Source organism: Deltaproteobacteria bacterium HGW-Deltaproteobacteria-18 (assembly GCA_002841885.1).
In the GTDB taxonomy this organism is placed as follows: domain Bacteria; phylum Desulfobacterota; class Desulfovibrionia; order Desulfovibrionales; family Desulfomicrobiaceae; genus Desulfomicrobium.
This window is the reverse complement of sequence record PHBE01000005.1, coordinates 105,048-127,695: the sequence shown is the minus strand read 5'-3', so window position 1 is coordinate 127,695 and position 22,648 is coordinate 105,048. Positions and strand designations below refer to the sequence as shown.

The window sequence follows — 22,648 nt, the reverse complement described above, 5'->3', positions numbered from 1 at the left end:
GTTATGGCTCTCGTACCCCCGCATGGTGGAAAAGGTTTGGTTTGCTGTCTGCTTCAGGGTGCCGAATTGGCTGCCGAGCAGAAAAAGGCCGAAGGACTGAAGAAGATCGACATCAGCCCCCGCGCCAAAGGCGACCTGATCATGATGGGCATCGGCGGCTTCAGCCCGCTGAGCGGCTTCATGACCAAGGCTGACTGGAAGTCCGTGTGTGAAAATTTCACCTTGGCTGACGGCACCTTCTGGCCCGTGCCCGTGACCCTGGATGTGGATGAAGAAGTGAAGGTTGGCGAAGAGATCGCTCTGTTCGACCCCAAGAAGGGCGTCTTCATGGCCACCATGAAGGTCACCGAAGTTTACGAAATGACTGACGCCGACAAGAAGTGGGAATGCGAGAAGGTCTACAAGGGTCAGGGCGAAGAGTCCGCCGATGACAAGTTCTGGGACATCGCACCCAAGGATCACCCCGGCGTGCAGATGGTTTTGGCCCAGAAGAAATACAACGTTGCCGGCCCTGTCAAAGTTCTCTCCGAAGGCGACTATCGCGACAGATTCCCCGGTTGCTACATGTCCCCTGCCGAAGCCCGCGCCACCTTCGAAGAAAAGGGCTGGAGCAAGGTTGCCGCCCTGCAGCTGCGTAACCCCATGCACCGCTCTCACGAATATCTGGCCAAGATCGCTGTCGAAGTATGTGACGGCGTTTTCATTCACTCCCTGGTCGGCAACTTGAAGCCCGGCGACATCCCGGCCGAAGTTCGCATCAAGTGCATCGACACCCTCATTGACAAGTACTTTGTCAAGGCCAACGTCGTTCAGGGCGGCTACCCTCTCGACATGCGTTATGCCGGACCCCGTGAAGGCCTGCTGCACGCCACCTTCCGCCAGAACTACGGCGTTTCCGACATGCTGATCGGCCGCGACCATGCAGGCGTTGGTGACTTCTACGGCCTGTTCGAAGCCCAGGAAATCTTTGACCGCGTTCCCAAGAACCTGGGCGTTGGCAAGGATCTGATCACCCAGCCCATGAAGATCGACTGGACCTTCTACTGCTACAAGTGCGACGGTATGGCTTCCCTGCGCACCTGCCCGCACAGCAAGGATGACCGCGTCGTTCTGTCCGGCACCAAGCTGCGCAAGGCTCTGTCCGAAGGCGCCGAGGTTGTTGATCACTTCGGTCGTGACGAAGTCCTCGTCATCCTGCGCGAGTACTACTCCACTTTGACCGAGAAGGTCGAAGTGAAGATGCAGGGTGCCGCTTCCGGCGCAGCCATGTAGTTTTGATTTCAACCAACAGGGCGGACTTTTGTCCGCTCTGTTGATTTGGCCTTGCGACTTGAAGTCCGGCATGGCCTATGATTGTCAATATGCGGCTTGACACGGCAAAAGGGCTTTGATAAAAGATTCACAAGCGAAAAGCTTGTGTACAATTTTTGTTTGTTTCGGGCCTGTGGCTAAGTTGTTTTAAACTCTTTATTCGGAGGAATTATGCCAACCTTTGTTGATCCAGCAAAGTGTGATGGATGCAAGGGCGGTGAAAAGACTGCCTGTATGTACATCTGTCCTAACGACCTGATGATCCTGGACCCTGTAGAGATGAAGGCTTACAATCAGGAGCCGGCCGCTTGCTGGGAATGTTACTCCTGTATCAAGATTTGTCCCCAGGGCGCGATCACCGCTCGTCCGTATGCTGACTTCGCCCCCATGGGCGGTACCTGCATCCCGCTGCGCGGTGCAGAAGACATCATGTGGACCGTTCAGTTCCGCAATGGCGAAGTAAAGCGCTTCAAGTTCCCCATCCGCACCACTGTGGAAGGTTCCATCAAGCCCTTCGAAGGCAAGCCTGAGGCCGGGAACCTGGAAGATGAACTTCTGTTCACTGAGACCGCTTTGGCCACACCCAAAGAAGCTCTTGGCCAGAAGATTGAAATCGGTGAAGCAGACCTGAAGGTCACCTTCAAGTCGGCCGTCGCCTAATTCGGCGCTTTAAACGAAAGAAATTTCAGGAGGAACATATGCCTCAGATTCCTGTTAAAGACGTGATCAAGGGCCTTGCCTGCGCAGAGCCCGAACTCGTTGAGATTGATACCGACATTCTTATGGTCGGTGGTGGTATGGGTAACTGCGGAACTGCCTTTGAGGCAGTGCGCTGGGCCGACAAAGTTGGCGGCGACATCAAGATTCTCATGGTTGACAAGGCTGCTGTCGATCGCGGCGGCGCGGTTGCTCAGGGTCTTTCCGCCATCAACACTTATATCGGCGAAAATGATGTCGACGACTATGTCCGCATGGTCCGCACCGACCTCATGGGTATTGTTCGCGAAGACTTGATCTACGATCTTGGCCGCCACGTGGATGACTCCGTTCATCTGTTCGAAGAATGGGGCCTGCCTTGCTGGGTCAAGAAAGACGGCAAGAACCTGGACGGCGCTCAGGCCAAGAAAGAGGGCATGTCCCTGCGCACCGGCGCGGCCCCTGTCCGTTCCGGCCGTTGGCAGATCATGATCAACGGTGAGTCCTACAAGGTCATCGTTGCTGAAGCCGCAAAGAACGCCCTTGGTTCCGATCGTTACTTGGAGCGTATTTTCATCGTTAAGCTGCTGCTTGACGCCAATACGCCCAACCGTATCGCCGGTGCTGTCGGTTTCTCGGTTCGCGAAAACAAAGTGTACGTCATCAAAGCCAACGCCATGTCCGTTGCATGCGGCGGCGCTGTCAACGTTTACCGTCCCCGCTCCACTGGTGAAGGCCTTGGTCGCGCATGGTACCCCGTATGGAATGCTGGTTCCACCTACACCATGTGTGCTCAGGTTGGCGCTGAAATGACCATGATGGAAAACCGCTTCGTACCTGCCCGTTTCAAAGACGGTTACGGTCCGGTCGGCGCATGGTTCCTGCTTTTCAAGGCCAAAGCCACCAACGCCAAGGGTGAAGACTACTGTGTCACCAACCGCGCCATGCTGAAGCCTTACGAAGATCGCGGTTACGCCAAGGGTCACATCATTCCGACCTGTCTGCGCAACCACATGATGCTTCGCGAAATGCGCGAAGGTCGCGGCCCCATCTACATGGACACCGCCACCGCCCTGCAGACCACCTTCAAGGATCTGTCCAAGGCCGAGCAGAAGCATCTTGAGTCCGAAGCTTGGGAAGACTTCCTGGATATGTGCGTTGGTCAGGCCAACCTCTGGGCCGCCATGAACATCAAGCCCGAAGAGCGCGGTTCCGAAATCATGCCCACTGAGCCTTACCTGCTCGGTTCGCATTCCGGTTGCTGCGGTATCTGGGTTTCCGGTCCGAACGAGCCTTGGGTTCCCGAAGAGTACAAGGTCAAGGCTGACAACGGCAAGGTGTACAACCGCATGACCACCGTAAACGGTCTGTGGACTTGTGCTGACGGCGTTGGCGCTTCCGGCCATAAGTTCTCCTCCGGTTCTCACGCTGAAGGCCGCATCGTTGGTAAGCAGATGGTCCGTTGGGTTGTGGATCACAAGGATTTCAAGCCCACGCTGGCTGTTTCCGCTGCAGATCTGAAGAAGGAAATCTACGAGCCTTGGTACACCTACGAGCAGTTCAAGGGCGCTTCCACTGACCCGGTAGTCAACCCGAACTACATCTCCCCCAACAACTTCATGATGCGCCTCATCAAGTGCACCGATGAATACGGCGGAGGTTGCGCTACCCTGTATACCACTTCCGACAGACTGCTCGACACAGGCTTTGCTCTGCTCGACATGCTGGAAGAAGACTCCAAGAAACTGGCGGCTCGCGACCTGCACGAATTGCTTCGTTGCTGGGAGCAGTATCACAGACTGTGGACCGTTCGTCTGCACATGCAGCACATTCGTTTCCGTCAGGAAAGCCGTTACCCCGGTTTCTACTATCGCGCAGACTTCATGGGTCTGGACGATGCCAAGTGGAAGTGCTTTGTTAACTCCAAGTTCGACCCGGCCACTGGCGAAACCGAGATCTTCAAGAAACATTACTACCAGATCATCCCTGTCTAGTTTATGGGCCAAAAGGCTGCGGGACCATCCCGCAGCCTTTTTTCTCTATCAGGAAATAGAATGGTCTATGCATGATCTGTAACCTCTGGTAGTTATAGATTATGCTTGGGCCATTCTATTCATTTTTACGGCCTTCAACTTATGTGCTCTGGGAGGAATCGAATGGCTAGCAACAGCATACTTGTCATCGGTGGTGGCTTCGCAGGACTCACCGCCGCCCTCGAGGCCGCTGAGATCGGTCATGAGGTCTTCATCATCGAGAAGACCCCATTTCTGGGTGGACGTGTTATGCAGCTGAACAAATATTTCCCGAAGCTGTGTCCACCTTCATGCGGTTTGGAAATTCAGTATCAGCGGATCAAGAACAACCCCAATGTGAAGTTTTTTACCCTGGCCGAAGTGACCAAGGTAGACGGCACCGTTGGAAATTACGAGGTTACGGTACAGATCAAACCGCGCTACGCTGGCCCCAGCAGCCCTGATCTTTCCGATTTGTGCGACGATCTTTCCACGGAAGTTGTCAACGACTACGAGTTCGGTTTGGCTACGCGCAAACCCGTTTACATGGATGCGCCTTTTGCCTTCCCGCAGCGTTATGTTGTGGACAAGGCCAGCTTGAGCGACTCTGACAAGAGCAAAGTCCAGAAATGCGACTATCTTGATCTGACAGAGGAAGAAAAGAGCATCACCTTGAGCGTTGGCTCCATCATTATCGCTACAGGATGGAAGCCTTATGATGTGACGAATCTGTCAAATCTGGGCGCGGGCGCGGTCAAAAACTGCATTTCCAACATGCAGATGGAACGCCTTGCATCACCTTACGGTCCGACGAACGGCAAGATTCTTCGGCCTTCCGACGGCCGTGTGCCCACAAAGATCGCTTTCGTGCAGTGCGCTGGCTCTCGCGACGAGAACCATCTCCATTATTGTTCCTATATTTGCTGCATGGCTTCCTTGAAGCAGGCACAATATGTTCGTGAACAGTATCCTGACGCTGAAGTGACAATCTATTACATTGATCTGCGGACTCCTGGCCGCTACGACAATTTCGCCAAGAAGATTCTGGCAGATGAAAAGATCTTTGCCGTCAAAGGCAAGGTCGCTGCTGTCGAACAGGACAAAGCAGGCGATGACGTGTGGGTTACCGTGGAAGATGCGGTGACGTGCTCCAAGTCTGTCGAACGTTTCGATCTCGTGGTTCTGGCCACAGGAATGCAGCCCAGCCTGGCCGGCGCTTCCCTGCCTGTAGATGTCCCGGTTGATGCCGAAGGGTTCATCGTTGGAGGGGAGGAAAAAGGTATTTTTGCCGCGGGCTGTGCCAAACAACCTCTGGACGTTATGAAGTCGGCCCAGTCTGCCACCGGGGCAGCGATGAAAGCGATCCAGACGGTGAGAGGGAGGTAGGTCATGGCCGACAAGATTGGTGTATATTTTGACGAATCAAGCCTTGGCGGGGTTCTCGACATCCAGAAACTGTGCGATGGCGTACAGAAAAAATGGAGCGGTTGCTGCCCCGTTGTCAAGGTGCATCCGAGGCTGGCTACTGCCGAAGGAAGGGCAATGATCCAGGCAGACATCGATGCCGGCCTGATCAATGCTGTCTGCGTCTGCGGTACTTCGCCTCGCGTGGATTGGGAATTTTACAAGTTTGGGCAGGACATCCTGGTTGACCGGGTCAATCTGCGCGAACTCTGCGTGCTTTGCTACGAGGATCCAAGCAAGGAAAAGGTCGCTCCTGGAACGACTCCTGAGTTGCTTTTCAAGATGGCCAACGACTATGTGAACATGGGCGTCGTAAAATTGCAGAAAGCCGCGGTTCCCGAAGATGGCGGAATCGAAGTCGTCAACCGGGTGCTGGTCATCGGTGGCGGCTGGGCAGGCATGAGCGCCGCTCTTGATGTTGCTGCCGTCGGATACGACGTGACATTGGTTGAAAAGAAAGAAATGCTTGGTGGCGCAGCCGCCGGCATGTACAAGACCATTCCCTTTTCCTTTCCCTATGACGCGGCTCATGCCACGGGTGTGGAAAAGAAGATCGCCCAGGTGCAGGCTTCGGACAAAATCGAAGTGCTTCTTGAGTCCGAAATCGCCGGCATTGCCGGAGCTCCAGGCAATTACGAAGTGACCGTGAAGGTCGGCAAGGAAGAACGTGTCGTGGCCGTCGGTTCAGTGGTTATCGCCACCGGCTGGGTCCCACAGGATACCGCCTTCCTGAAGCCGTTCGGCTACGGGAAGCTTCAGAATGTGGTTACTTCCCGTGAGTTCGAGATGATGGCCAAGGCTGGTTCCGTTGTGCGCAAGAGTGATGGCGCCAAGCCTGCAAAGGTCATGTTCCTGCTCGGATTCGGCGACAAGCTCGCTCCCTTCGAGGTCAAGGAACAGGAGGCCCGCGCCGCAGCGCTGGCCGCTGCGGAGGTGAAGGAAGCTGACGACACGCCCAAAACCAACTTCGTCAAGCAGGATACCTACAAGCATTTGTCCTACAGTTCCGAGCTGACGTCGCTGACTGCCCTGAAGCAGGCGAACTACGTCCGCGAATTCATTCCCGGCGGCGTGGCCATGGTGGTCTACGAGCACATGATGGTCCCCGGCTTGAACGAGCTTTATTACAAGGCTGCGCAGAACGATCCGAGCGTCATGATGACCAAGGGCGTGATCAGTGAAGTCCGCGACGGTGGCGATGGCGACATCGTGGTGGTTCTTGAGGACACCCTCCTTGGAGCAAAGGTCGAGATCGAGGTGGACATGCTGGTGCTGCCCACGGCCATGGTGCCCACTACCGCACTTGATCCGATCCTCAAGCTCAAATACCGTCAGGGCCCTGCCATGCCTGACCTTGAGCTGTTCAGCGGATACGCCGATTCCAACTATATCTGCTTCCCCTATGAAACTCGCCGCACCGGCATTTATGCCGCCGGGAGCGTGCGCCAGCCCATGACCATGGCCACGGCCGAAGTCGATGCTGCAGGCGCGGCCCTGAAAGCGGTTCAGTGTCTTGAATCATCTAACAGAGGCATGGCGGTTCATCCGCGTTCGGGCGATCTGTCCTTCCCGAAGTTCAACCTGGTGCGTTGCACACAGTGCAAGCGCTGCACGGAAGAATGTCCTTTCGGAGCTCTGGACGAGGACGAAAAGGGCAACCCGATGCCCAATACCTCGCGTTGCCGTCGTTGTGGAACGTGCATGGGTGCCTGCCCTGAACGCGTCATCTTCTTCGACAACTACAACGTCGATCAGATCGGATCCATGATCAAGCAGGTCGAGGTTCCCGATGACATGGAAGTGGGCGGCCCGCGCATGCTCATTCTTGCCTGTGAGAACGACGCCTATCCGGCCCTCGACATGGCCGCCCTGCGCGGCAAGAAGTGGAGCCCCTACGTGCGCATCGTTCCGGTGCGTTGCCTTGGTTCGGTCAATACCATCTGGATCGCCGATGCCATGTCCAAGGGCACTGACGGCTGCCTGCTCCTGGGCTGCAAGTACGGTGAAGATTACCAGTGCCACTTCGTCAAGGGATCGGACCTGTGCAGTCGCCGTATGGCCAACATTGGTGAAACCCTGGGCAAGCTTGGCATTGAAACCGAACGGGTACAGCAGATGCAGGTCGCCATTGACGAATACGACAAGGTTCCCGGCATGATTGACGAGTTTGTTGATGCGATCACCAAGCTTGGTCCCAACCCGTTCAAGGGATACTAGGAGGAGCATGTATGTCCAAAACAATTAAGATTGAGCCTAATCTGCAGTTCGTCAAGGAACTGCAGGAGGTGGGTGGTGCGGATCTCAAGAAGTGCTACCAGTGCGCTACCTGCTCTGTCGCATGCCCCATGTCTCCTGCGGACAATCCCTATCCGCGCAAGGAAATGGTCTGGGCCCAGTGGGGTCTCAAAGACAAGCTGGTCAACGATATCGACATCTGGTTGTGTCACAATTGCGGAACCTGTTCCGAACTGTGTCCTCGCGGAGCAAAACCTGGAGACCTGCTGGGCGCCCTGCGCAACATGACCTACCGCAAGCTGGTGAAGCCTGCCATTATCGGCGAGTGGATGAGTTCGCCCAAGCACCTGCCCATCCTGGCAGGTATTCCGATGGCCATTTTCGCCTTTATCTGGATGATCCGTGCCGCCCTTGTGGGCTCTTTTTTCCCGCTCACTGAAAACGGCAAGATCGTTTATGGCAACCTCTTCCCCGGCGATTTCACCATTGACCCCCTGTTCGGACTGGTTGCCATCTTCGTGGCCATCTGCTTCGGGCTTGGGATCAAGAACATGATCGACGGGTTCAAGGCCAACGTGACCGAGACGTTCGTCATCGGATACAAAAAGCCGACCTTGAAAGACGCGATCATCGCGACGATCAAGTACGATGTCCTCCAGCATTCCCGTTTCAAGAACTGCGTGGACAGCCCCGCTGACGAAGAAAGGGTCAAGGGTCATCAGATCCTGTTTTACGGATTCGTGGCCTGCGCCATCGTCACGTCCATCGTGGCCGTGGCTCACTGGGGCGGCAAGGTCATTCCCCTGCTGGCACCAGTCGGTCATACGCCCATGCCTCTCTGGCACCCGGTCAAGATCCTGGCCAACGTGGGCGCGGTGCTGCTGGTGACCGGTCTCACTCTGCTGACCCGTCGGCGCTTGAATTCGGACACCAGAAAGTCCGTTTCCAACTACTATGACTGGTATCTGCTCGGTGTGATCTGGGTTGTGACCCTGACCGGCATCGGCTCCCAGATCTTCCGTCTGGCAGGCGTCGCGCCTCTGGCCTTCTTCACGTACTATCTGCATCTGGTCAGCATCTTCATGCTGATTGCGTATCTGCCTTGGTCCAAACTTGGGCATTTGGTGTATCGCACCACAGCGCTCATTTATGCACGGTATATCGGTCGTTTGCCCATTGACGAAAAACTCATCGAAGATGACAAAATCTTTGTTATTTAATTAAAGGAGGACACCATGTCTGAAGCTCGCAAGATTTTTCCCATGGATACTTTTGTGGCCTACCTGAAGGGTGATGGCAACGCTTCCGTTGCCGAAATGCTGGGCTATCTGACCCAGAAAGACCTGGATGGCGATTCCACTCCTTTTGCCGCGGCTCTTGCCAAGGCATGGATTTATGAGCAGCATCCTGAATTGACCAAGATGTCCAAGGGGCAGATGGTCGAGTTGGGCCAGTCCGTCTCCGTCGCGCCCATGCCTGTCAAGGCCAAGGCCGAAGTGGACGAAGTCTTCGCCAAACTGGCCGACTACAAAGGCCAGATCAACGCCAAGAGCGCCAAGGTCGAAGAACTGACCAAGGCCCTGGCTGCCAAGGATGCCGAGATTGCGGCCCTGAGCGCCAAGGTCAAGGAATTCGAAGGACAGAAGAAGGGCGAAGCCGAAGCTCTGTTCGTGACCACTGAAGCCCGTATTGTCGAGTTCACCGGCAAGCTCGAAGCCCTGCTGAAGGAAGTTGAAGAAGTGAAGAAGACCGGTGTGGTTGTTGCCGGCGTTGCCGGTGTTGCCGCTGCCGCCGGTGCAGCAGCTCCCGCCGCTGCCGAAGCCGCAGGCGCCCCGGCCGAAACTGCCGCTGGTACCGATTTCGGTTTCGCCGGTGGATCGCAGGACCCCTTCGCCGACTCCAACTGGTAGAAGCGCATTCGCATCACTGCCTCAAAGGCTCCTCCTCCGGGGGGAGCCTTTTTATTTTCAGCCTGAAGCGCGGGCTGAAAACATTGCAAGAAGAGCTCGATTTTGGGAAGTTGCCGGATCGATTACGAGAACAGGAGGGGCTGATGAAATACTGGTTGATGAAGACCGAGCCGGGATGTTTTTCCATCGATGATCTGGCGGCCGCATCCGGACAGACGTCGAGCTGGGATGGCGTGCGCAATTTCCAGGCGCGCAATTTCATGCGCGACCAGATGAGCCTGGGCGATCTGATCCTTTTTTATCACAGCGTAAAAAATCCTGGAGTGGTGGGCATCGCCAGGGTGGTGCGCGAAAGTTACCCCGACCATACGGCTTTTAATCCTGAGGATCAGCACTTTGATCCCCGTTCTACGCCCGAAAACCCGTTGTGGTTCATGGTCGATGTGCAGTTCGTTGAGAAATTTTTGCATCCGGTCCCGCTTGGTTCGTTGCGCGGTGTGAAAGGACTTGAAGGGATGGAACTTTTAAAAAAAGGTTCACGTCTGTCAGTCATGCCCGTGACGGAAGAAGAATTCGGGATAGTCGCCCGTCTTGGGCGGCAGTGATTTAGTTGGGCTGGTGTGACGAGTTCATTGACCTGGCTGTGATGTGATCGCGGAAGGCTAGGCTGTGAGCAAAAAAGCCACGCCGTTTTTCACGACGTGGCTTTGTCTGTCCAAAACAAGTGGCGAGAGGCTAATGCCCTCCGCCCAGATATGCCTGCTGCACCTGTTCGTTCTTGAGCAGGTTGGCTGCCGAATCAGCCAGCACGATGTTGCCTACTTCCATGACGTAGCCCCTGTGGGCCAGTTTGAGGGCGGCCTTGGCATTCTGTTCGACCAGGATGACGGTCACCCCGGTCTTGTTGATTTCCTTGACGGTGTCAAAGATGGATTTGACCAGGATCGGGGCCAGGCCAAGACTTGGTTCGTCGAGAAGCAGGATCTTGGGGTTGGCCATCAGCGCCCGGCCTATGGCCAGCATCTGCTGTTCGCCCCCGCTCAAGGTTCCCGCCATCTGCTTGCGTCGTTCATGGAGGCGCGGAAAAAGCTGATATATCCACTTCAGGCTATTCTGGATTCGCTCGGTGTTGGTGGACGTGAACGCGCCCAGAATGAGGTTCTCCTGCACGGTCAGGGTCGTGAAGACGCGGCGTCCTTCGGGACTCTGGGTGATCTTGTGTTTCACGATTTCATGCGCAGGCATCTTGTGCAGGGCCGTGTCGCGGAAGAAGATCGTTCCCCCGGTAATGTTGACCAGTCCGCTGATGGCATTGAGCGTGGTCGATTTCCCGGCACCGTTGGCACCGAGTATGGTTACGATTTCCCCTTCTTCAACTTCGAGGTTGATCCCGTGCAGGGCTTCGACGTTGCCATAGTTCACGCGCAGGTTTTCAATTTTGAGCAGCATGTGGGGTCCTTTATTCGTCGGAGTCGACACCGAGGTAGGCTTCGATGACACGCGGGTTTGCCTGGATCTCGGCGGGCGTGCCGGACGCAATTTTTGCACCGTGCTCAAGCACGACCAGGGATGAGCAGACACGCATGACCAGGCCCATGTCGTGTTCGATCAGGAGGACCGTGATGCCTCGATCCTGGATGGCGCGGATCAGGCGAATGAGATCATGGGTTTCCTGGTCGTTCATGCCGCCAGCCGGTTCGTCAAGCACAATGAGCTTGGGCTGGGTGGCCAGGGCGCGGGCGATTTCAAGGAGTCTTTGGTTGCCGTAGGACAAGTTCTTGGCCTTGTTCTTCCATTCGTGGGCCAGGCCCACGAATTCCAGTTCGGCCATGGCCTGACGCATGGACTCGTGTTCCTCGCGTCGCTGGGCCGGAGTGCGGAACATGGCCGCCAGCGAGCCCGACTGCATGCGGCAATGTCCGCCCGCGAGCACGTTTTCAAGGACGCTCATGTTCTGGAACAGGCGAATGGTCTGGAAGGTGCGGGCGATGCCCCGCTCAACTATGGTGTGGGTGGGCAGGCCTACAAGGTTCTGACCGTCGAAGAGGACCGTGCCCGTGTTGGGCTGGTAGTTGCCGGTGATGAGATTGAATACGGTGGTTTTCCCGGCACCGTTGGGCCCGATGAGACCGACGATGCTGCCCGCCTCGACATCAAAGGAAACCTCGTTGACAGCCATGAGGCCGCCAAAGTTCTTGCTCAGGTTTTCTATGGAGAGCAGCGTCATTTTCGACCTCCGGCGGGCAGAAGGCTGGCGACGTCATAATTCTTGGGTCCGGGCGGAAGCAGGCCCTGGTTCCTGAAGATCATCATGAGCACCATGGCCGCGCCAAAGACCAGCATGCGGTATTCGGCCAGACCGCGAAACAGTTCGGGCAGTCCGACCAGCAGGAACGCTCCCAGGATAACGCCGGGAATGCTCCCCGCACCGCCCAGGATGACGATGGTGAAGAGTACGACGGACTCCGCGAAGGAAAATGATTCCGGAGCGATGATGGTCATCTTCGATGCGTAGATGGTCCCGCACATGCCGGCCCACACCGCGCCGATGATGAAGGCCACAAGCTTGTGATGGGCGACGTTGATGCCGCTTCCTCCGGCAGCCACTTCATCTTCCTTGATGTACATGAGCGCCCGTCCGAAACGGGAATGTTCAAGTCGCAAGAGGAGAAAAATGGTAATGGCCGCAAATCCCCAGATCAGGTAAAAAAACTGGTCGGGTTTGGATATCTTGTACCCGAAGACAGTCGGCCGGCTGATGCCGAAGATGCCGTTGGCACCGCCGGTGATGTCGAAGACGTTGTTGATGAGCGCGATGCGCACGATCTCGACGATGCCGATGGTGACGATCAGAAGATAGTCCCCACGCAGGTGAATGATGGGCCTGGCCACGATCATGGCGAAGATTCCGGCCATTATTCCGGCCAGAGGCATGCTCCACAGCACGGGAATGCCGAACATGGTGTTCAGGATGGCTGTGGTGTAGGCGCCGATGGCGTAAAACGCGGCGTGTCCCATGTGGAAAAGGCCGGCATGACCAAGGATGACATTGAGGCTCAGGGCCAGAATGGCGTAGAGTCCGACGTTGTTGAAGACGTCGGTCCAGTATGCGTTCAGGAACAGGGGGCAGGAGGCCATGAGCAGAGAAAAAATTAAGTAGTAGAGCATGTTGCGTGATTTCATACTTTTTCAGCCACCCTTTCTCCTAGAAGGCCCGTGGGCCGGACAATGAGGATCAGGATCAAGACGCAAAAAGCGATGGCGTCTTTCCAGGCGATGGAAATGTACGCCGCGCCGAGAGCTTCGATGACGCCCAGCAGCAAGCCGCCGACCATGGCTCCGGGAATGTTGCCGATGCCGCCCAGGATGGCTGCAGTGAAGGCTTTGAGGCCGAACATCCAGCCCATGCTGAAATTGATCTGCCCGTAATACAGGCCGACCATGAGCCCGGCCGCACCGCCAAGCGCCGGGCCGATGCAGAAGACCAGCATGATGACCCGGTCAACGTTGATGCCCATGAGCTTGGCTGCGCCCTGATCGATGGCTGCGGCCCGGATGGCCGTGCCGATCTTGGTCTTCTGGATGAAGAAATACAGCGCCGCCATGAGCACAAGGGACGTCGCGAACATGATGATGCGCATGACCGGGATGTCCAGGCCCATGATGTTCACGGCCGTCTTCGGCAGGATGTTGTGCGGATAGACCAGGAACTTGGGGCTGTAGATGGCCATGATCGCATTCTGAAAGAAGATGGACGCGCCAAGGGCGGAGACCACGGCTGAAAGCCGGGGCGACTGGCGAAGGGGCCGATAGGCCACGCGTTCCAGTATCGCGCCGATGATGGCGACCAGGATCATGACCATGATGGCCAGCAGGATCACGGCGGGCAGCGGTCCGATCTTGTCGAAGAGGCCCATGGAGACGAGCAGGGTCAGGCCTAGGTAGGCACCGATGGTGAAAAGATCGCCGTGGGCGAAATTGATCAGCTTCAGGACCCCGTAGACCATGGTATACCCGAGGGCGATCAGGGCATAAATGCCCCCGACGGCCAGTCCATTGGTCAGTTGTTGAAAAAATTCTTCCATGATTTGTGTCGGGGCAAGATGTTGAAAAAAAGGGCTCCTCCCTGAAGAGGAGCCCTTGCTTTTTACGGCTGCAGGACAAAGGCACCGGCGGCGTCGACCTTGTACACGCGGTACAGGTCGCCAACACGGTCACCCTTTTCGTTGAAGGAGATCTTGCCGGTCAGGCCGGAAAAGTCCTTCATTTCATTCTTCAGATAGGCGGCCAGCTTTTCGCTGGAGGTGTCCTTGGTCTGGGCAATGGCTTCAGCGATGACGCGGTAGGCGTCGCCGGCCAGTACGGCCCATACGGAACCGGGAGCGTTGCCGTAGGCGGCCTTGTAGGCGGTCATGAAATCCTTGGCTTCAGGAGTATCCAGATCAGCCGGAACCGGAGGACTCAGGAACATGAAGCCTTCGGCGGATTCGTTGCCGGCGATCTTGACCAGATCGGGGTTGTTGGTCGCGTCGCCGCCGAGCATGGGCACTTCCCAGCCCATTTCTTTCTTCTGGCGCAGGAGCATGCCGGCCTCTGGATAATAGCCGGTGAAGAAGATGACTTCGGGCGCGGCGGATTTGATTTTGGTCAGGATTGCGTTGTAGTCGCGTTCGCCGGGAGTCAGTGCATCGTAGAAGGCGATGGTCTTGCCCGCAGCTTCAAGCAGGGACTTGGCTTCGTCGGCCAGGCCCTTGGCGTAGGAGGTGTTGTCGTGAAGGATGGCGATCTTGCTGAAACCCAGGTCGCCCAGGGTCTTGGCGGCAACCATGCCCTGCTCGTCATCGCGGGGGCAGGTGCGGAAGAAAAGAGGCAGGCTCTTTTCGGACAGCCGGATGGCCGTGGAACCGGTGGCGACCTGAAGGATGCCGGATTCTGCATAGATGTTCTGGGCGGCTTCGGTGACGGACGATCCGTAGGTGCCGATAACGGCGGAAATTTCCTTGGTGGTCAGACGAGTTGCGGCCAGGGCTGCCTGACGCGGATCACCGCCGTCGTCCTCGACCACGATTTCGACCTGGTTGCCATTGATTCCGCCCGCCTTGTTGGTCTCGGCGGCCAGCAGTTCGACGATCTGTTTCATGTCCTGACCTTCGCTGGCCCAGGAGCCCGTCAGGGGGCACATGAGGCCGATGCGGATGGTTTCGGCCCAGGCCGAGCCCAGGGTCAACGCCACGAGGGCCAAGGTCAGGAAACCAAGTGTACACAGTTTTTTCTTCATGAAATCCTCCTTGAAGGTTGCAGAGCCCTTGGGTTCGCAGGCTGCGAACCGGTTGTAGGTAAGATATGAAACCGGAGAGTCCGGATAACCCTTTTTAGGGACGCACGAAAAACAAGGGATGGAAACGATAAAGCAGGAATTAATTTGTAAAAAATGTAAAATTTTACTACATGAGAAGTGTTGAAAAATCAATTTTTTTCCAAAAAGAGACAAGTGCTCGTGTGAAAAAGAGTTCGTCTGATGATTGTTCGATTTGAGTTGCCTTATTTTAAATTTTATTCAAAATGGGCGTTCGGAGCAAGGTTTTTTGCGCATGTTCGGCTGGGCGGCCCTGGTTTGGCTGTGAGCGGCATGCGCAGACTGTGCCGATTTAAAAGAGTATCGATCAGGCGAATCAGGCACGATGGCCCACCCGGAGAAAAAAAGCCCGCCGAGAACGGGTCTCGGCGGGCTATGAGGCAAGGCGCTGGAAAGGGTCGGTCAGATGATCCAGTCGTCGTCTTCTTCGATTGGCGCGAAGCCCCGGCGCATGGTGTTTTCGCAGACCAGCCTGGGGTCCATGAACTGCAGCAGGTAGTCCGGGCCGCCGGCTTTGGAGCCTATGCCGGACATGTTGAATCCGCCAAAGGGATGGCGCTCGACCAGCGCGCCGGTGGAGCCGCGGTTCAGGTAAAGGTTGCCGACGTTGAACTGTTCACGGGCTTTTTCGAGGTGCTTGGGGCTGCGCGAGAACACGGCGCCCGTCAGGGAGTAGCGCGTGGAGTTGGCCCACTCGATGGCCTGATCAAAGTTTTTGACCTTCATGACCGCGAGGATGGGTCCGAAGACTTCTTCCTGGGCAATGCGGTGTTCGGGAGTGATGCCTTCGACGATGGTCAGGGGAGCGTAATAGCCGCTGGCCGGGACAGGGCTTGAGTACAGGACCTTGCCCTCGCTCTTGGCAATGTCGATGTATCTGAGCACGTTCTGCTGGGCCTTGTCGTCCACCACCGGTCCCATGAAGTAGGTCTGATCCTCGGCCGGTCCGATAGCCAGGGACTTGGCTCCTTCCACCAGGCGCTCGATGAATTTGGCGTAGATGGGTTCGACCACGATGACGCGGGAGCAGGCTGAGCATTTCTGCCCCTGGAAGGCGAAGGCGGAGTGCAGGACCTCCCTGATGGCCTCGTCCAGATCGGCATCGTCATCGATGATGATGGCGTTCTTGCCGCCAAGCTCCGCGATGACCTTCTTGATCTGCTTTTGGCCGGGATGGACCACGGACGCCTTGTTGATGATGCGGTGGCCGACTTCCATGGAGCCGGTGAAGGCGATCAGCGCGATGTCGGGATGCTCGACGAGGTAGTCGCCCATGACCGAGCCCCTGCCAGGCACATAGTTGAACACTCCTGCGGGCAGTCCGGCCTTGCGGAAGATTTCCGACAGGGTGAAGCCGATCACGGAGGACGGTCCGGCCGGCTTGTACAGCACGGGATTGCCCGCGACGATGGCGGCCGAGCTCATGCCGCAGCTGATGGCCAGGGGGAAGTTCCAGGGCGCGATGACCGCCGCGATGCCCTTGGGCTGGTACATGAGCTGGCTCATCTCGCCCGGGGCGCGGCCCATGCGCTGGGATTTGCCGAAGCGGATCATTTCGCGCGCGTAATACTCCATGAAGTCGATGGCTTCGGCCACATCAGCCTGGGCCTGATCATACTGCTTGCCCACTTCGAGGGTCTGCCAGGCAGAAAGGGTAAAGATTTCCTCGCGTGCGATTTCGGCGGCCTTGAGCAGATATCCGGCCCGTTCTTCGGGCGACAGCGCTTTCCAGCCGGGGGCAGCCTTTTTGGCCGCCTCGATAGCCAGATCGATTTCCTTGGTGGAAGCCTGGCAGATGGTGCCGATGACTTCGCTTGGATTGGCCGGGTTGACCGACTGCAGCGTATCTGCCGTGCGCACCTCCTGGCCGCCGATGACGAGCGGATATTCCTTGCCCAGCTGCGCGCGGACTTCGGCGACAGCGCTCATGAAGGCCGTACGCACGGATTCCTGCGTGAAGTCTGCAAAAGGCTCGTTCTCGAAGCGGGTCAGGCCCTTGACCTCGGGCTCGGCCTTGGGGCGACGCTGGGATTTTTCCCGCTCGGCGGTCACAGCCGGGTTTTCCATCAGGCGCTCAACCTCGGCCTCCTCGGCAAAGGACTGGCGCAGGAATGATTCGTTGGCCGTGTTTTCGAGCAGGCGCCGCACCAGATAGGCCATGCCGGGCAGCAGATCGCCGTAGGGGGCGTAGAGGCGCACGCGCTTGGCCACCTTCAGCAGTCCTTTGCGCACCGGCTCGGCCATGCCGTAGAGGACCTGGAATTCGTACCGCTCATCGGGCACGTTCAGGGCCTTGGCCGTCTCCATGACCGCGGCGATGGTGCGGATGTTGTGCGAGGCGCAACCGAAATGGCAGATGTCGTGGTTTTCCAGGATGACCTTTGCCTGACGCTCAAAGGCGGCGTCGCTCTCGGCCTTGATGGTCCAGACCGGGATGTCCCAGCCGTTCTGCTTGGCGATGACGGTTTCGGAATCCCAATAGGCGCCCTTGACCAGTCGGATGGAAATGGGAAGTTTTTCGGCCCTGGCCCAGGCAAGCAGGTCGGCCAGGTCCTGGTCGGTATCCTTCAGGTAGGCCTGCAACACGATGCCCAGATGCGGATAGTCTCGAAATTCCTCGCTTGCGCGCAGGCGACGGTAGACCTCAAGGGTGATGTCTTTAAATTTGTACTGCTCCATGTCGATGCGCATGAAGCCGTTCATTTCCCTGACCTTGCGCAGGATTGTGGCCAGGCGTTTTTCGATGCCCTGGACCGAACCTTCGAAGTCCTTGGGCGACGCTTGTGAGAAGAGAGCCGTGGGTTTGACGGAGATGTTGACCTTGGGCGCATGTCCCCAGTCCAGTTCTCCGCCGTCAAGGGCCGACCAGGAGGAGTGTTCCTTTTTCAGGGCGTCAAGAAGTTCGATATATTCCTTCAGATAGGCCTCGGACTCGATCTCGCTGACCGATGCCTCGCCGAGGATGTCCACCGTGAAGGCGAAGCCGTCCTTGCGGATTTTCTTGAGGTTCTTCATGGCGTCGGGGGTGTTCTCGCCGATGATGAACTGCTTGGCCATGCCCTCGATGTTGGAACGGATGGTCTTGGCCATGAGCCCGGCGGCCAGCTTGCCGCCGAGGCCCGACCCCATGGCGCCCGCGCCCCATTTGAGGACTTTGGGGACGTCCTGGTCGTCGCCGGCGAAATATTCATCGATGTGCCGGGTCAGGGAGTCGGAAGTGTTCAGGTAGGGCAGGACGTCCACAAAGCGGAACAACTGCACCTTGAAGTTCTCGTTCTTCATGGACCAGTCCATGACCTTGCCGGTCCACCAGCCCTTATTGAAAATGGAAGGGGCTTCGCCGGAGATGCTGGCAAAAAATTCCTTGCCTCGGTCGCTGATCTTTTTGTCCAACACCATACTGTCCATTTTTGACTCCTGGATTTTAGAACTGGTTTATTTAGCGGATTTCCTGGGGTTCTTGCACTCGATGAACTGCAGGGACAGGGCCTGGGTTTCCTTCAGGGTGTCGAGCACCAGGGTGGTCCGGCTGTCTCGAACTCCGGGTATTTCCCCGAACTTCTTCATGAGCATGGCCAGCGTTTCCGTACTGCTGACCCGGGCCTTGACCAGATAGTTGTACTCCCCGGCGGTCCAATGCACTTCCTGCACCTCGTCAATTTCGGCCAGCTTCCTGCCTATCTCGGAACTGCCGACCGAATCCGAGGTCTTGATCTGGATGAATGTCGACAGGGAGATCCCCAGGGCCTTGGGGTTCAGGCGGACTTCGTATTTATCGATGACACCCTTCTGCTCGAGCTTTTTGACCCGCTCTAGCACGCCGGACGGGGCCATGCCGATCTGGCGAGCCAGTTCGGCATTGGTTATTTTTCCGTTCTCTTGAAGGATGTTCAGGATCTCGATATCTGTGCTGTCTAACATAGTTGCTTGCCTCTTGGTTTGGGAATATAATTCTTGATAAGATCTTCGTCAATGAAGATTGCCATAATTGAAAAATCGCTTGCCCATGTCTGCCATGGGAGTTCCAGAGTCCCGTCAGTCGATGATGAGCCAACGACTATTTTTGAATAATATTCGCAAAGGATGTCGAAGAAAAGAATAAAATCTGAAAAAATAATAAAATTTTATCCCAATCGCAAATTTTTTGCCGGTCAAACGAGTATCACGTATTTGACATGCGCAGCAGGATTCCCGGGGCTTGCGTCGGATCGGACATGAATTTTTCCGTGATTTGGCGGTGATGGAAGGTCCTGGGAGGTGCTTGTAACGAGTGTTTGACCTTCCAGTGCACTGTGTTTAATATACCCGGGCCTCAGCAGGGTGGGCACGACGGCTGTCAAGCCGCCTGCGCTCCTGAAGCGATTTCCAACATATAACCCACCAAATCATCCATGCCCAAGAGAACAGATCTCAAGAAGATAATGCTCATCGGCTCGGGCCCCATCGTCATCGGACAGGCCTGCGAGTTCGACTATTCCGGGACCCAGGCCTTGAAGGCCCTCAAAGAAGAGGGCTACGAGGTCATCCTGGTCAACTCCAACCCGGCGACGATCATGACCGATCCGAACCTGGCCGACCGGACCTACATCGAGCCCATCGAGCCCGAGACCGTGGCCCGCATCATTGAAAAGGAACGCCCCTGCGCCCTTCTTCCGACCCTTGGCGGCCAGACCGGCCTGAACACGGCGGTGGCCGTGGCCGAGAACGGGGTCCTGGAAAAGTACGGCGTGGAGCTGATCGGCGCATCCTTGCCGAGCATCAAGAAGGCCGAGAGCCGCCAGCTTTTCCGCAAGGCCATGGAGAAAATCGGCCTCAAGGTCCCAAAGAGCGGCATCGCCCGCACCCAGGATGATGTCCGCGAATGGGGCGACAAGCTCAAGTTTCCCATCATCGTCCGTCCGGCGTACACCCTCGGCGGCACCGGCGGCGGCGTGGCCTACAACAAGGAAGACCTGGAGCGCATCGCCCAGCAGGGCCTGGCGGCCAGTCTGACCTCCGAGGTCATGCTGGAGGAGTCGCTTCTGGGCTGGAAGGAGTATGAGCTCGAAGTCGTGCGCGACAAGAAGGACAACTGCGTCATCATCTGCTCCATCGAAAATCTGGATCCCATGGGCGTGCATACCGGCGATTCCGTGACCGTCGCCCCGGCCCAGACCCTGACCGATGACGAATACCAGAAGATGCGCGACGCTTCCCTGGCCATCATGCGCGAGATCGGCGTCGAGACCGGCGGTTCCAACGTGCAATTCGCGCTCAATCCGGCCAACGGCGACATGATGATCATCGAGATGAATCCGCGCGTGTCGCGGTCCTCGGCCCTGGCATCAAAGGCCACGGGCTTCCCCATCGCCAAGATCGCGGCCAAGCTGGCCATCGGGTACACCCTGGACGAACTCCAGAACGACATCACCCGCGAGACCATGGCCGCCTTCGAGCCGACCATCGACTATGTGGTCATCAAGATCCCCCGTTTCACCTTCGAGAAATTTCCCGGCGCCGAAGATTATCTGACCACGGCCATGAAGAGCGTGGGCGAGACCATGGCCATCGGGCGGACCTTCAAGGAAGCGCTGCAGAAGGGTCTGCGTTCCCTGGAAACGGGTTACCCCGGACTGGGCAAGACCTTCGACGGGCAGCTGCCCGACATCGAGGACACCCTGGCCGGACTGCGCAAGCCCAATTCCCGCCGCCTCTATCAGCTGCGCGACGCGTTGCTGTCCGGAATCTCCGAGGAGGAGATATTCGCGGCCTCGGCCATCGACCCCTGGTTCATCCGTCAGTTCAAGGACATCGTCGATTTTGAGGGCGTGCTCAAAAACGTCGGCCTGCAAGGGAATCTGTCCGTGGACAATCCCGATTTCGTGAAGGTGCTGCGCGACGCAAAGGCCATGGGCTTCTCGGACCGGCAGTTGGCCACGATCTGGAAGCGCGGCGAGCGCGATATCCGGTCCCTGCGCAAGGAAGCGGGGATCATTCCCTCCTACAAGCTGGTCGACACCTGCGCCGCCGAATTCGAGGCCTACACTCCCTACTATTATTCGACCTACGAAACCGAAAACGAGGCCCGCGTCTCGGACAGGCGCAAGGTGGTCATTCTAGGCGGCGGCCCCAACCGCATCGGCCAGGGCATCGAGTTCGACTACTGCTGCGTGCATGCTTCCTACGCTCTGCGCGAAATGGGCATCGAGTCCATCATGGTCAACTCCAATCCCGAGACTGTCTCCACCGACTACGATACCTCGGACCGCCTCTATTTCGAGCCCCTGACCCGGGAGGACGTGCTGGCCATCATCGAGCAGGAAAAGCCCGAGGGCGTCATCGTGCAGTTCGGCGGACAGACTCCGCTCAATCTGGCCGTGCCGCTCCTGCGCGAGGGCGTGCCTATCCTCGGCACCACGCCCGATTCCATCGACCGCGCCGAAGACCGCGAGCGTTTTCAGGCCCTGCTCAAGAAGCTCGACCTTCTGCAGCCCAACAACGGCACTGCCATGAGCATCGAAGAGGCCGTGATCGTGGCCGCCCGCATCGGCTATCCGGTGGTGGTCCGCCCTTCCTACGTGCTGGGCGGACGGGCCATGGACATCGTCTACGATGAAAAGGACCTGCGCACCTATTTTGACAAGCACGTCACCGTCGTGCCGGATCATCCCATCCTCATCGACAAGTTCCTGGAGAACGCCATCGAGATCGATGTCGACGCCGTCAGTGACGGTGAGGACACCTATGTGGCCGGGATCATGGAGCACATCGAAGAGGCGGGCATTCATTCCGGCGATTCTGCCTGCGTGCTGCCCCCGCACACCGTGGGCAAGATGTGGATTCAGGAGATCGAGCGCCAGACCAAGGCCCTGGCCAAGGAGCTGGGTGTGGTCGGCCTCATGAACATTCAGTTCGCGTTGAAGGACGAACAGGTCTACATACTGGAAGTGAACCCCCGCGCCTCGCGCACCTCCCCCTTTGTTTCCAAGGCCACGGGCGTGCCCCTGGCCAAGCTGGCCACGCGGGTCATGATGGGCGAGAAGCTTGCCGATCTGAAGCCCTGGGACCTGCGCAAGGGCGGCTATTATGCGGTCAAGGAGGCGGTCCTGCCGTTCAACCGCTTCCCCGGCGTTGACGCCCTGCTCGGGCCGGAGATGCGCTCCACCGGAGAAGTCATGGGCATCGACCCGTCCCTCGGACTGGCCTTCATGAAGGCCCAGCTCGCGGCCGGGCAGTTTCTGCCGGCGTCCGGATGCGTGTTCATTTCCGTCAACGATCATGACAAGAGCGGGATCATCGTGCCTGCCAAGACCTTCCAGAAGCTTGGCTTCACCATCATGTCCACTCGCGGCACGGCGGCGTTTCTGGCCGAACACGGGGTCGAGTGCCAGGTGGTGAACAAGGTCTACGAAGGGCGGCCCAACGTCATCGACCACATCAAGAACGGAGACATCCAGCTGGTCATCAATACATCTTCGGGCAAGCGCACCAAGGAGGACTCCTCGGAGCTCAGGCGGACCACGGTCATGTACGGCCTGCCCTACACGACCAATCTGGCCGCAGCCAAGGCGCTGGCCATGGCTATCAAGGAGCGCAGCACCTGCGGGCTCGACGTGAAATGCCTGCAGGAATATTACAAGGAATCTGGCCGGGATTTCTAACCTCCGGACATCGGAGATCAGGGA

General features: G+C 57.4%; 16 protein-coding genes and 1 pseudogene. 8 read left to right on the top strand and 9 right to left on the bottom strand.

All coding sequences use genetic code 11. The features are described from left to right. The first annotated feature begins 3 nt into the window (after window positions 1-3). From sat to CVU60_06075, 6 genes are all read left to right on the top strand, one after another. Window positions 4-1,272 carry a sulfate adenylyltransferase gene (sat, locus tag CVU60_06100; GenBank protein PKN42558.1) on the top strand — a complete coding sequence of 423 codons (1,269 nt, stop codon included), beginning with the start codon at window positions 4-6 and terminating at the stop codon, window positions 1,270-1,272. Window positions 1,273-1,482: 210 nt separating this feature from the next. Next, window positions 1,483-1,971 (top strand): adenylyl-sulfate reductase subunit beta, encoded by a 489-nt coding sequence (gene aprB / locus CVU60_06095; GenBank protein ID PKN42557.1) that lies wholly within the window; start codon window positions 1,483-1,485, stop codon window positions 1,969-1,971. Window positions 1,972-2,009: 38 nt separating this feature from the next. Beyond that, the gene (aprA, locus tag CVU60_06090) at window positions 2,010-4,001 is read left to right on the top strand and encodes an adenylyl-sulfate reductase subunit alpha (protein PKN42556.1); all 1,992 of its coding nucleotides are present in this window, start codon (window positions 2,010-2,012) and stop codon (window positions 3,999-4,001) included. A gap of 162 nt (window positions 4,002-4,163) precedes the next feature. After that, window positions 4,164-5,405, top strand: a complete 1,242-nt coding sequence (locus tag CVU60_06085) for a heterodisulfide reductase subunit A (GenBank protein PKN42555.1) — start codon at window positions 4,164-4,166, stop codon at window positions 5,403-5,405. 3 nt (window positions 5,406-5,408) lie between these two features. After that, window positions 5,409-7,700 (top strand): heterodisulfide reductase subunit A, encoded by a 2,292-nt coding sequence (locus CVU60_06080; GenBank protein ID PKN42554.1) that lies wholly within the window; start codon window positions 5,409-5,411, stop codon window positions 7,698-7,700. An 11-nt stretch (window positions 7,701-7,711) separates the two neighbouring features. Then, on the top strand, window positions 7,712-8,938 hold the full coding sequence (locus CVU60_06075; GenBank protein ID PKN42553.1) for a heterodisulfide reductase subunit E: 1,227 nt from the start codon (window positions 7,712-7,714) through the stop codon (window positions 8,936-8,938). Here CVU60_06075 and CVU60_06070 read toward each other — a convergent pair whose 3' ends face one another. Both CVU60_06070 and CVU60_06065 read right to left on the bottom strand, forming a co-directional pair. After that, complete coding sequence (locus tag CVU60_06070; GenBank protein PKN42552.1) at window positions 8,939-9,124, bottom strand: hypothetical protein; 186 nt, start codon at window positions 9,122-9,124, stop codon at window positions 8,939-8,941. It lies immediately after the preceding gene. Between the two features lie 347 nt (window positions 9,125-9,471). Next, window positions 9,472-9,558, bottom strand: a pseudogene (locus CVU60_06065) (hypothetical protein). Window positions 9,559-9,771: 213 nt separating this feature from the next. On the opposite strand from CVU60_06065, the gene CVU60_06060 reads away from it, so the two are divergent. After that, window positions 9,772-10,233, top strand: coding sequence for an EVE domain-containing protein (locus tag CVU60_06060; GenBank protein PKN42551.1), 462 nt, complete (start codon window positions 9,772-9,774; stop codon window positions 10,231-10,233). Window positions 10,234-10,363: 130 nt separating this feature from the next. Here CVU60_06060 and CVU60_06055 read toward each other — a convergent pair whose 3' ends face one another. The 7 genes from CVU60_06055 to CVU60_06025 form a co-directional block, all read right to left on the bottom strand. Continuing rightward, the gene (locus CVU60_06055) at window positions 10,364-11,077 is read right to left on the bottom strand and encodes an ABC transporter ATP-binding protein (protein ID PKN42550.1); all 714 of its coding nucleotides are present in this window, start codon (window positions 11,075-11,077) and stop codon (window positions 10,364-10,366) included. A gap of 10 nt (window positions 11,078-11,087) precedes the next feature. After that, window positions 11,088-11,855 (bottom strand): ABC transporter ATP-binding protein, encoded by a 768-nt coding sequence (locus CVU60_06050; protein ID PKN42549.1) that lies wholly within the window; start codon window positions 11,853-11,855, stop codon window positions 11,088-11,090. Then, complete coding sequence (locus CVU60_06045) at window positions 11,852-12,811, bottom strand: branched-chain amino acid ABC transporter permease (protein PKN42548.1); 960 nt, start codon at window positions 12,809-12,811, stop codon at window positions 11,852-11,854. The genes CVU60_06050 and CVU60_06045 overlap by 4 nt, the downstream gene beginning before the upstream one ends. Then, window positions 12,808-13,713: a branched-chain amino acid ABC transporter permease gene (locus CVU60_06040; protein PKN42547.1), complete on the bottom strand. Its 906-nt coding sequence runs from the start codon at window positions 13,711-13,713 to the stop codon at window positions 12,808-12,810. Before CVU60_06040 ends, CVU60_06045 begins: the two co-directional genes overlap by 4 nt. 62 nt (window positions 13,714-13,775) lie before the next feature. Continuing rightward, window positions 13,776-14,906, bottom strand: coding sequence for a branched-chain amino acid ABC transporter substrate-binding protein (locus tag CVU60_06035; protein ID PKN42546.1), 1,131 nt, complete (start codon window positions 14,904-14,906; stop codon window positions 13,776-13,778). A 480-nt stretch (window positions 14,907-15,386) separates the two neighbouring features. Next, entirely contained in the window at window positions 15,387-18,392 is a 3,006-nt protein-coding gene (gene pruA / locus CVU60_06030; protein PKN42545.1) for an L-glutamate gamma-semialdehyde dehydrogenase, read from the bottom strand. Window positions 18,393-18,419: 27 nt separating this feature from the next. After that, window positions 18,420-18,905, bottom strand: a complete 486-nt coding sequence (locus tag CVU60_06025) for an Lrp/AsnC family transcriptional regulator (GenBank protein ID PKN42544.1) — start codon at window positions 18,903-18,905, stop codon at window positions 18,420-18,422. Between the two features lie 470 nt (window positions 18,906-19,375). Between CVU60_06025 and carB the strand changes: the two genes are divergently transcribed. Then, a complete protein-coding gene (gene carB, locus CVU60_06020; protein PKN42543.1) occupies window positions 19,376-22,624 on the top strand; it encodes a carbamoyl phosphate synthase large subunit in 3,249 nt (1,082 codons plus the stop codon). The last annotated feature ends 24 nt before the right edge of the window (window positions 22,625-22,648 follow it).

Bases quoted from the DNA above. Each gene is read 5' to 3' on its own strand.
- sat (PKN42558.1), top strand. From the start codon at position 4: ATGGCTCTCGTACCCCCGCATGGTGGAAAAGGTTTGGTTTGCTGTCTG.
- aprB (PKN42557.1), top strand. From the start codon at position 1,483: ATGCCAACCTTTGTTGATCCAGCAAAGTGTGATGGATGCAAGGGCGGT.
- aprA (PKN42556.1), top strand. From the start codon at position 2,010: ATGCCTCAGATTCCTGTTAAAGACGTGATCAAGGGCCTTGCCTGCGCA.
- CVU60_06085 (PKN42555.1), top strand. From the start codon at position 4,164: ATGGCTAGCAACAGCATACTTGTCATCGGTGGTGGCTTCGCAGGACTC.
- CVU60_06080 (PKN42554.1), top strand. From the start codon at position 5,409: ATGGCCGACAAGATTGGTGTATATTTTGACGAATCAAGCCTTGGCGGG.
- CVU60_06075 (PKN42553.1), top strand. From the start codon at position 7,712: ATGTCCAAAACAATTAAGATTGAGCCTAATCTGCAGTTCGTCAAGGAA.
- CVU60_06070 (PKN42552.1), bottom strand. From the start codon at position 9,124: ATGCTGCTCATAAATCCATGCCTTGGCAAGAGCCGCGGCAAAAGGAGT.
- CVU60_06060 (PKN42551.1), top strand. From the start codon at position 9,772: ATGAAATACTGGTTGATGAAGACCGAGCCGGGATGTTTTTCCATCGAT.
- CVU60_06055 (PKN42550.1), bottom strand. From the start codon at position 11,077: ATGCTGCTCAAAATTGAAAACCTGCGCGTGAACTATGGCAACGTCGAA.
- CVU60_06050 (PKN42549.1), bottom strand. From the start codon at position 11,855: ATGACGCTGCTCTCCATAGAAAACCTGAGCAAGAACTTTGGCGGCCTC.
- CVU60_06045 (PKN42548.1), bottom strand. From the start codon at position 12,811: ATGAAATCACGCAACATGCTCTACTACTTAATTTTTTCTCTGCTCATG.
- CVU60_06040 (PKN42547.1), bottom strand. From the start codon at position 13,713: ATGGAAGAATTTTTTCAACAACTGACCAATGGACTGGCCGTCGGGGGC.
- CVU60_06035 (PKN42546.1), bottom strand. From the start codon at position 14,906: ATGAAGAAAAAACTGTGTACACTTGGTTTCCTGACCTTGGCCCTCGTG.
- pruA (PKN42545.1), bottom strand. From the start codon at position 18,392: ATGGACAGTATGGTGTTGGACAAAAAGATCAGCGACCGAGGCAAGGAA.
- CVU60_06025 (PKN42544.1), bottom strand. From the start codon at position 18,905: ATGTTAGACAGCACAGATATCGAGATCCTGAACATCCTTCAAGAGAAC.
- carB (PKN42543.1), top strand. From the start codon at position 19,376: ATGCCCAAGAGAACAGATCTCAAGAAGATAATGCTCATCGGCTCGGGC.